We start from the raw sequence: 10,588 nt of genomic DNA on the forward strand, positions 1-10,588 counted from the left end.
TGACGAAAAATTTATAGATGTTTAAACCGTATCGATAACTTCAAAACCTGTCATTTTGATCTAAATAAAAACCAAAAACGTCGCTTGAAAAAATGATACAGAATTGGTTTTCCATCATGGGTTATGCATGAATGGATAATGTCGGCCATTATATAGGACTACATAATGTTGTGTATAGTAGAAAAAAAAATACTATATATTGTGTTTTTTGTGATCAGACCTCTATTTTGCTGTCGCTAAAATCAGCAAAAGCTAGCCTAGGTTGAGCTTCAGCTTTTACGTGTGACAATATTTAATCACTCGCACTGTCTTTTCACTTTTCGATGATTTGAAAAATTAATAAAACTAAAAAAAATCAAAGTTTTTTCAATTGAAAAGTAATCTTGTCTAGCACCAAAATATGATTTGCTCAACTCAGAGCGTGCCCGATGAAGTTGTCATTTAGCGCGACGACATTAAGACCAAATCCGTGATAAAAAAGCCCTCTTGCATCGTGCAAGAGGGCTTTGTTTTGCTATCTACTTTGACCTAGATAGCCGAAAAGTCTTATTGGCAAGCTTCACAATCTGGATTATCAATCGAGCAGGCCAATGGTACTGGCGCAGCTTGAGCGAAATCATCATCAATTGCAGCAGCTTCAACCGCTTTCACTGGGGCAACGGCAGCCGCGACTACAGGTGCAGCAGTGGCTTTAACCGCGTTCAACGCGCCGGTATTAATCGTTGATTTCTCAGCAGAAGTTGCACCTAAAGCACGGAGGTAATAGGTGGTTTTGAGGCCACGTAACCATGCCATTTTATAGGTCAAGTCCAGTTTCTTACCATTTGCGCCTGAAATATACAGGTTCAACGATTGGGCTTGATCGATCCATTTTTGGCGACGTGATGCAGCATCAACAATCCAACGTGGCTCAACTTCGAACGCTGTTGCAAAGATAGCTTTTAACTCTTCTGGGATACGCGCAATTTTTTGCACAGAACCTTCGTAGTGTTTTAGGTCGTTAACCATCACCACATCCCATAGACCACGTTCTTTTAACGCACGAACGAGGTAAGGGTTGATTACGGTGAATTCACCAGATAAGTTTGACTTCACATATAAGTTTTGGAAAGTCGGCTCAATTGATTGTGACACACCACAAATATTTGAAATGGTTGCAGTCGGTGCAATCGCCATCACGTTCGAGTTACGCATACCGTCTTTCTGTACTTTGGCACGTAAGCTGTCCCAATCCAGACGTTGAGTACGGTCAACTTCGAACATACGTTCTGGACGAGTTTTTGCAACAAGATCCAAAGAGTCGATTGGCAGAATACCTTGATCCCACAATGAACCTTTGAATGTTTCGTAGCTACCGCGTTCAACAGCAAGATCACTCGAGGTACGGATCGCATAGTAGCTGATCACTTCCATCGATTCATCTGCAAATTCAACTGCTTCATCAGAACCATAAGCCATGCCCATTTCATATAAAGCATCTTGGAAGCCCATGATGCCCATACCGACTGGACGATGTTTCATGTTTGAAGTTTTGGCTTGTGGCACTGCGTAGTAGTTGATATCGATAACGTTATCAAGCATACGTACAGCTGTTTTTACCGTTGCAGCCAATTTCTCACGGTTTAATACACCACCAAGTACGTGTTGTACCAAGTTGATCGAACCTAAGTTACACACCGCGATTTCATCTTGGCTTGTATTTAAGGTGATTTCAGTACACAGGTTGGATGAATGTACTACGCCAACATGTTGTTGTGGTGAACGTAAGTTACATACGTCTTTGAAGGTAATCCAAGGATGACCTGTTTCAAACAACATTGACAGCATTTTACGCCACAAGTCTTTCGCACGAAGTTTCTTGTGTAGCATGTTGGTTTCTTTGGCAATGCCTTCATAGTATGCATAGCGTTCAGCAAATTCAGCACCAGTTAAATCATGCAAGTCTGGGGTTTCTGAAGGGGTGAACAAGGTCCACTCAGCATCTTCAAATACACGTTGCATAAATAAATCTGGAACCCAGTTTGCTGTATTCATGTCATGGGTACGACGACGGTCATCACCGGTATTTTTACGTAGCTCTAGGAATTCTTCGATGTCTAAGTGCCAAGTTTCTAAATACGCACAAACTGCACCTTTACGTTTACCACCTTGGTTGACTGCAACGGCAGTATCGTTGGCAACTTTAAGGAACGGTACAACACCTTGAGACTTACCATTGGTGCCTTTGATGTATGAGTTCAATGCACGAACCGGAGTCCAGTCATTGCCCAAACCGCCAGCCCATTTAGACAACATCGCATTGTCACGCATTGCGCCATAGATGTTATAGAGGTCATCTGCAATGGTAGTGAGGTAGCAACTTGAAAGTTGTGGACGTAGCGTACCTGCGTTGAACAAGGTTGGCGTAGAAGCCATATAGTCAAAGCTAGACAATAAGTTATAGAACTCAATTGCCGATTCTTCACGTTTGGCTTCGTTTAATGAAAGCCCCATTGAAACACGCATAAAGAACAATTGTGGCAGTTCGAAGCGTACGCCATTGGAATGGATGAAGTAACGGTCAAATAGGGTTTGTAAGCCAAGATAAGTAAATTGGTTTGAACGCTCTGGTTTAATCGCAGCCGCCAATTTCTTCAGGTCAAAGTTGAGTAATTCTGGAGAAACCAGTTCTAACTCAATACCTTTTTTCAGGAAAGTTTCTAAAGCTTCACCTTCAGGCGTATCTTGTGGCAAACCTAAGAATGCTAAACCCGTTGCAACCAATTCATGACTGAGTAAACGTGCAGTCACATACGTATAGTTCGGCTCATGTTCGATACGAGTACGGGTTGCCATCATCATGGTGGTGGCAATATCCGATGCTTTTACACCGTTGTAAAGGTTTTTGATGGTCTCATCAATAATCGCTTGTACATCGATTCCATCTAAACCAGCAGCGGCTAATTTGATGCTTTTTTCGAGTGCACCTAAATCAAGCGGCTGTAATTGCCCATTGGCATCGGTAATTTGTAGCGTTGGATGGTGATTCGCGCCAGTTTGTTTACGTGCGTTGGCACGTTGTTCGCGATAGATCACATAAGCACGTGCGACTTTTTGTTCGCCTGTACGCATCAAAGCCAATTCGACTTGATCTTGAATTTCTTCAATATGAATCGTGCCACCCGAAGGTAAACGACGACTAAAGGTATTGAGGACCATTTCGGTCATTTGTGAGATACGGTCATGAATTCGGCTGGAATCAGCGCTATTTTGACCTTCTACTGCGAGAAAGGCTTTGCCTATTGCTACAGAAATTTTATCTGCATCAAAAATGGCAACATCACCAGTGCGTTTTATCACTTGCAGTTGACCAGGTGTATTGATTGCGCTCATTGTCAGCTTCGCTCCATTGGCATCATTTTTTATGTTAATTGCCCATATAAATCGGATGTTTTGTCACCACGACATTTTAGGACAAAACACAAGACTTAGTGGTTTAGTTCGATTTTGAACACAAGATACGGTAAATTTTCGCTTAGATCAATATTGACATTTTTATAAAAATTTTTCTAAAAAATTTAACGGGATTTTAACAAATAGTTAGCATGGAATGCGTATCTTGAGTGAGGTCATATACAGCAAGGCGTAGTGTATCAAAGTCTGCTTTTAACCCGTATAGATAACTATGTGGATAAGTGAAAAAAAGTGAAATCAATCACTCACAATCTATACAATCCATGTGCAAGGGGTCAAAAAAAACACGTGTCGTCATTTTTTGATCGGGCAGTGCATTTTATTTGGAAAAAAGCAAACAATTCAATGCTTAAAAAAAATATAACAAAACGATACGCTCCTGTATCAGTTTGGTGAATGAGGTCTTGTTTACAATGTAAACGTGTGTATATTGCAAATTATAAATGTCTTATATCTGACGGATTTATAGACAATCAAAAATTTAGAGAAGGGGCATATAGATGAGTAAAGAAGAAAAGTTACCAAAAATTCTAATTGTAGAAGATGATGAGCGTCTTGCTCGTCTAACCCAAGAGTATTTGATTCGTAACGGATTAGAAGTCGGTGTTGAACCGGACGGTAACCGTGCAATCCGACGTATTATTAGTGAGCAACCAGACTTAGTTGTCCTTGATGTAATGTTGCCAGGCGCTGATGGTTTGACCGTTTGTCGTGAGGTTCGTCCACATTATCATCAACCAATTCTGATGTTAACTGCACGTACAGAAGATATGGATCAAGTTCTTGGCCTAGAGATGGGTGCAGATGACTATGTTGCTAAGCCAGTACAGCCACGCGTGTTGTTGGCTCGAATTCGTGCATTATTACGACGAACTGACAAAACTCCTGAAGATGAAGTTGCTCAGCGCATTGAATTTGATGATCTCGTCATTGATAATGGTGGCCGTTCAGTCACCTTAAATGGCGAGTTGGTTGATTTTACCAGCGCTGAATATGACTTATTGTGGTTGTTGGCATCCAATGCAGGTCGAATCTTATCGCGTGAAGATATTTTCGAGCGTTTACGCGGCATTGAATATGATGGTCAAGACCGCTCGATTGATGTTCGTATTTCCAGAATTCGTCCAAAAATTGGTGATGATCCAGAGAATCCTAAGCGTATCAAAACCGTACGTAGTAAAGGATATCTCTTTGTCAAAGAAACCAATGGGATGTAATCAAAAAATAGGACGATAAGCTTTTCCTCAAAGGATAGATGACTTGTTAAAACACAGTATATTTTTGCGCATCTATGCTGGACTGGTCATCTTGGTCGTCCTGGTTGCGATATTTGGTTATTTGCTGGTGCAGATTATCAATTATCAGCGCGCACAGGAATATCGCGAATCCTTGACTGATGGCATTTCATTTGTCATCAGTGAAGGGGTTGCTCGGCAGCCAACGCACCAACAAAAAATTGATTGGATTTCAGATGCTTCTGACCTGTTAGAGCTGCCAATCTATTATTTAGAATCAAAGAAAATCGACTTATCTCGAGCCGAAGAAAAACGCATTGAAAATAAAAAAGCAGTGGTGCGTTATGATGCTAAAAAAAGTGTTGCCTATTTAATTATCGGTATTCGAAACGATCCCACACATTTTATTTATATCAAAGTAGACACCATTGGTGAGCGCCAAATGAAGGTTCTACCGATCTTTATTTGGGATTACTTGGTTTACTATCCGGGTGAAGAACAAGAATATCTGAAAAAGATCCAAGAGCATTTCTATTATCACATCGGTATTCAACAGGTTGCTGACTTAGGACTCGATTCTGAGCAGGTTGGACGCTTGCGTTCAGATCAAAGTGTGATTCTCTATCGAGATAGCGCTTCTGTTCGAGGGACTACGATTTCTATCGTTTCTCCTATGCCGAATGTGCCGGGGAGTGTCTTGGTCATGGGACCAATTCCAATGTTTAATTGGATGCCGTTCAAGCTGGCTGCAGGCATTACCTTACTCAGTATGTTCTTACTGTGCCTTGGGGTTTACGGCCTAATTGTGCCAATGCAACGTAAAATCCGACAGGTGAATGATGCCTTAAATATCATGAAAACAGGTGATATGTCTGTCCGTGTTCCTGCAGAAGGGCATGATGAAATGGCAAGCTTAGCCTCAAGTTACAATAGCATGTCAGATCATATTCATCGTTTGATTGAAGCACAGCGTGAATTAATGCGTGCAGTATCACATGAGTTGCGTACACCGGTTGCCCGTATCCGTTTTGCGATGGAAATGTTGGCTGATGAAGATGATTATAGTCATCGCCTGCAACAAACGGAGATGATTGATAAAGATATTGAGGCACTCAATACACTTATTGACGAAATCATGACTTATGCAAAATTAGAACAAGGGACACCTTCACTTGATTTTGAAAAAATTATTTTGGTTGATGTACTAGAGCAAGTGGTGATAGAGACTGAAGCTTTAAAAACCAAAATGAATATTCAATTGGCGGCTTTGTCGAGTGATGTCATTGTCGAAGCCGAACGACGTTATTTACATCGTGTGATTCAAAATTTAGTGGGTAATGCAATTCGCTATGGTGATAGTCGCATTTTACTCAGTGGCGGTATCGATCCTAATTCACGCATGGCCTATGTTTGTGTAGAAGATGATGGACCCGGTATTCCTGAAGAAGATCGTGCACGTGTTTTTGAAGCCTTTGCGCGTCTAGATGACAGCCGTACCCGTGCTTCTGGCGGTTATGGTTTGGGTTTATCGATTGTGAGTCGTATTGCATTCTGGTTTGGTGGCAGTATTGAGGTCGATCAAAGCCCTGAGCTGGGTGGCGCACGTTTTATCATGTCATGGCCAGTACAGCGTTTTAAAAAGAAGAAAAATAGTTCATAACGCAAAGCCTAAGGATGAAACAACAGCAAAGCATGATCAGGTAGAATGCTTATTGATAAAAAAACCAGTGGCAAATGCACACTGGTTTTTTACTTGTATTGCCTGAAGTTGCCCTTCAGATCAATCGATCGGCTTAGTGCTGACCCGTATGACCAAAGCCACCAGCACCACGTGCTGATGCAGTAAAATCTTCAACCAATTCAAACTCAGCTTGGAGTACAGGCACCAACACATATTGGGCTAGACGCTCACCTGGCTCTAATGTGAAGGTGGTTTGACCGCGGTTCCATACCGATACCATCAGTTCACCTTGGTAGTCAGAGTCAATCAGACCAACCAGATTACCCAAGACGATGCCGTGTTTATGACCTAGGCCTGAACGTGGCAGTACCAAACCCGCATAGTTTGGATCTTCGATATAAATCGCCATACCCGTTTTAACCAAAACGGTTTGACCAGGTTCAACCGTGATTGCTTCAGGCAAACACGCACGTAAATCTAAACCCGCAGAACCGGTAGTTGCATAGCTTGGCATTGGCCATTCTTGGCCGAGACGTGTATCTAATATTTTAACTTGCACTTTCATGTAGAGAACCTATTTCCAAACTAAAACTAAAACTAAAACTTTTGCCTTTTAAACGCTTAGCGCTTTAATAAGGCTTTCAAATTTTGTAAATACTGCTGTGCTTGTAACTTTGGATCGATATTTTCAGCCAGTTTCTTTTTGCGACCGAGCCAATCCAAGTCATCTTGTGGTAATTCATCGAGAAAACGACTGGCGGTCATTTGCTTCATTTGGCCGCCATTTTTACGCTGCTCTGCAAGGGTGAGTGTTAGACCCTGCTTGGCACGGGTAATCCCCACGTACATTAAGCGACGTTCTTCCTCAATGGTTTCTGCTGCAATTGAGTTCTTGTGCGGCAATAACTCTTCTTCCAAGCCCATAATATAAACATATGGAAACTCAAGACCTTTCGAGGCATGTAACGTGAGCAAATTGACTTTATCGATGTCATCGTCTTCTTGCTGCTGTTCGAGCAAATCGAGCAGCACCATTTTACGAATCACACTTTCAATATTACGTTCATCGACATCTTCAGCGCGGTTAATCAAGCTTTGAATACTGCTATACAGCACTTCAACGTTGTCGAGTTTGGTTTTTTCCTGCGCAGGAGTAGCCGCACTTTCACGTAAATAGTCGATATAGCCAGCTTCATTGATCATTTGGCGGACTTTCGGTACAGGGTCATCATCATCTAATAATTCACGGGTGAATGTATTGATAAAGTCTGCAAATTCAGCCAATTGTGTCGTCGCTTTTTGTGGTAAAACCATACGCAAACGTTGATCAGATGCCGCCAGTAACAGTGATAGATGATTTTCTTGTGCGAACAAACCGAGTTTTTCTAAGGTAACCGGACCGATTGCACGTTTAGGCGTATTGATAATCCGTAAGAAAGCACTGTCATCTTCAGGATTAATAATCATCCTTAAATAACTCATGATGTCTTTAATTTCAGCGCGGGCAAAGAACGACTGACCACCTGATAACTTATAGGGGATTTGCATTTGGCGTAGATGGGTTTCAAGTACCCGTGCTTGGAAGTTTCCGCGATACAGTACCGCATAATCTTTCCAGTTCTTACCATTCATCAGTTTATGCGTGATTAAATCTTTCACCACCCGTTCGGCTTCATCATCATCATTACGGCAGGTAATGACACGAATCACGTCACCGTTGCCTTTGTCACTCCACAATTTTTTGTCAAAAATATGTGGGTTGTTTTCAATGACATGGTTGGCTGCTTTTAAAATACGACTGGTTGAACGATAGTTCTGTTCCAGTTTAATCACTTTTAAATTGGGGAAATCTTCTTTCAGCAAGGCCATGTTCTCAGGCTTTGCACCACGCCAAGCATAAATTGACTGGTCATCATCACCTACCGCAGTAAACTGACCCATCACCCCAACCAAAAGCTTGACCAAAATATACTGCGCGGTGTTGGTATCTTGATATTCATCGACCAAAAGATAGCGGGTGCGGTTTTGCCATTTATCACGCACTTCAGCATTTTCTTGTAATAGACGCGTCGGCATCACGATGAGATCATCAAAATCAACCGCATTATAAGCGCGTAAATTGCGTTCATAGAGCTGATACAAATGAGCAAACTGCACATCTTCTTCGGTTTCGCAGGTGGTGTGTGCTTGCTCTGGAATGATCAGATCATTTTTCCAATCGGAAATCTTTTTCATTGCCTTGGCGATCAGGTCTTTGCTTTCAGCACCGGATAAATTATCACGATGCATGAGATCCATCAGAATGCGTTTGCAATCATCGGCATCTAAAATCGAAAAATTATTTTTAAGTGGCGTATGTTTCAGCTCAAGACGAAGTAGATTTAATCCAAACGTATGAAAGGTCGAAACAGATAAGCCTTTGGCTTGTTCTTTTGACATCAACTTCGAAACACGCTCTTTCATTTCACGTGCAGCTTTATTGGTAAACGTCATCGCCGTAATACGATATGCTGGTATGCCAATTTCCTGAACCAGATAGGCGATTTTTTTGGTAATAACTGAGGTTTTACCTGAACCTGCTCCGGCAAGGACTAACAAGGGACTTTGAGTATATTTCATAGCTTCAAGTTGCTTGTCATTGAGTTGACTTGCTGATGACATGGTATTTCCCCCGGTGTTTTTCGAGCTAGATTATAGTCATCTGTGTATGACTTGCCTAACCTTTCCTTAGATATTTGCCAGATCACATTTAAAATGCTGCTTTTAAACGCAATTTAGCTGTGCTGTGTGGATGCTCTTGTTTTTTAAAATATATTTGATTGGTTTTTGTAATCAAACATGACTGAAATTATCGATCTAATGGTGCAGAGGTTGGGGTGTAAAGACCAGAAAAGGGGCGATGATGCGTATATCGTTGATAAAAATCAACGCAAATTAATCAAAAGGTCCCACTTGTGTGAGACCCATGACTGATCATTTAAAGCTATAAAATAAAATGCAAAATCATATTATTTATACGCCATTGCCTAAACGGTTATGCGCCTTTAGCCAAGCTATCTAAATAACGATCCGCATCTAAGGCCGCCATACAGCCAGAACCCGCAGAAGTAATGGCTTGACGGTAAACATCATCAGCAACGTCACCTGCGGCAAACACGCCGGCAATCGACGTTGCAGTCGCATTACCGCGTACACCACTGACTTCTATATAGCCATCACGCAATTCAAGTTGGCCTTCAAACATTGCGGTATTGGGTTTGTGTCCAATCGCAACAAATAAACCTTGTACATCAATGGTCTGGGTTGAAGCATCTTGGGTTGATTTGAGTTGAACCGCAGTCACACCCGCTTTGGCTTCACCGAGCACTTCAGTGACTTCGTGATTCCAAATAATGCTGATTTTTCCTTCTTTCTCTTTTGCAAACAAATGATCCTGAAGAATTTTTTCTGAACGCAAACTGTCACGACGATGCACCAAAGTCACATGTGAGGCAATATTAGACAAATAGAGTGCTTCTTCAACGGCGGTATTGCCGCCACCAACCACCATCACTTTCTGGTTCTTATAGAAGAAGCCATCGCAGGTCGCACAGGCACTAACGCCTTGACCCATATAGGCTTGTTCTGATTCTAGGCCTAGATATTGTGCGGTTGCACCTGTTGCAATAATCAGGGCATCACAGCTGTAATCTTCCATATCGCCTTTAAGTACAAAAGGACGAACATTTAAATCAACTTCATTGATATGGTCATAAATCATCTCGGTGCCAAAGCGTTCCGCATGTGCTTGCATACGCTCCATAAGCGCTGGACCAGTTAATCCTTCAGCATCACCAGGCCAGTTTTCAACATCTGTTGTTGTGGTCAGCTGACCACCGAGTTGCATACCTGCAATTAAGGTTGGCGCTAAATTTGCGCGTGCAGCATAGACCGCAGCACTATAACCGGCAGGGCCTGACCCTAAAATAACCAAGCGTGAATGACGAAGACCCATATTAACCATCCTTTTTTCAATTTAGCTTCTAGAATTTGCTAAAATTATACGTGAAACTTAATCTGAGTTGTGATGCATCAATGTTGATATTATTGATCATCTAAATCGAATTGCACTATCGTACTGTGTGCTGGAGAATTAACAACACAGTTAAATAATCGTGCACCTTTTTTTATTGAACAGGTGCATAATATAAAGATTTCTACATTGAAGAAAGCAATTCGC

Annotated in this window: 6 protein-coding genes; 2 read left to right on the plus strand and 4 right to left on the minus strand. The window is 41.7% G+C overall.

The annotated features are described in order from the left end of the window. Positions 1-546: 546 nt before the first annotated feature. Entirely contained in the window at positions 547-3,372 is a 2,826-nt protein-coding gene (locus tag FD716_RS04030) for a ribonucleoside-diphosphate reductase subunit alpha (RefSeq protein ID WP_139851074.1), read from the minus strand. Positions 3,373-3,953: 581 nt separating this feature from the next. On the opposite strand from FD716_RS04030, the gene bfmR reads away from it, so the two are divergent. Further along, positions 3,954-4,670 (plus strand): response regulator transcription factor BfmR, encoded by a 717-nt coding sequence (gene bfmR, locus FD716_RS04035; protein WP_139851075.1) that lies wholly within the window; start codon positions 3,954-3,956, stop codon positions 4,668-4,670. Between the two features lie 43 nt (positions 4,671-4,713). Further along, the gene (bfmS, locus tag FD716_RS04040) at positions 4,714-6,348 is read left to right on the plus strand and encodes a sensor histidine kinase BfmS (protein ID WP_139851076.1); all 1,635 of its coding nucleotides are present in this window, start codon (positions 4,714-4,716) and stop codon (positions 6,346-6,348) included. 133 nt (positions 6,349-6,481) lie between these two features. Here the strand turns inward: bfmS and dut are convergent, their stop codons facing one another. The 3 genes from dut to trxB form a co-directional block, all read right to left on the minus strand. Beyond that, on the minus strand, positions 6,482-6,934 hold the full coding sequence (gene dut, locus FD716_RS04045) for a dUTP diphosphatase (protein ID WP_139851077.1): 453 nt from the start codon (positions 6,932-6,934) through the stop codon (positions 6,482-6,484). A gap of 56 nt (positions 6,935-6,990) precedes the next feature. Next, positions 6,991-9,030 carry a UvrD-helicase domain-containing protein gene (locus FD716_RS04050; protein WP_139851078.1) on the minus strand — a complete coding sequence of 680 codons (2,040 nt, stop codon included), beginning with the start codon at positions 9,028-9,030 and terminating at the stop codon, positions 6,991-6,993. A 373-nt stretch (positions 9,031-9,403) separates the two neighbouring features. Continuing rightward, complete coding sequence (gene trxB, locus FD716_RS04055) at positions 9,404-10,363, minus strand: thioredoxin-disulfide reductase (RefSeq protein ID WP_139851079.1); 960 nt, start codon at positions 10,361-10,363, stop codon at positions 9,404-9,406. Between the last annotated feature and the right edge of the window lie 225 nt (positions 10,364-10,588).

This window comes from Acinetobacter pullicarnis (genome assembly GCF_006352475.1).
Classification (GTDB): Bacteria; Pseudomonadota; Gammaproteobacteria; order Pseudomonadales; family Moraxellaceae; genus Acinetobacter; species Acinetobacter pullicarnis.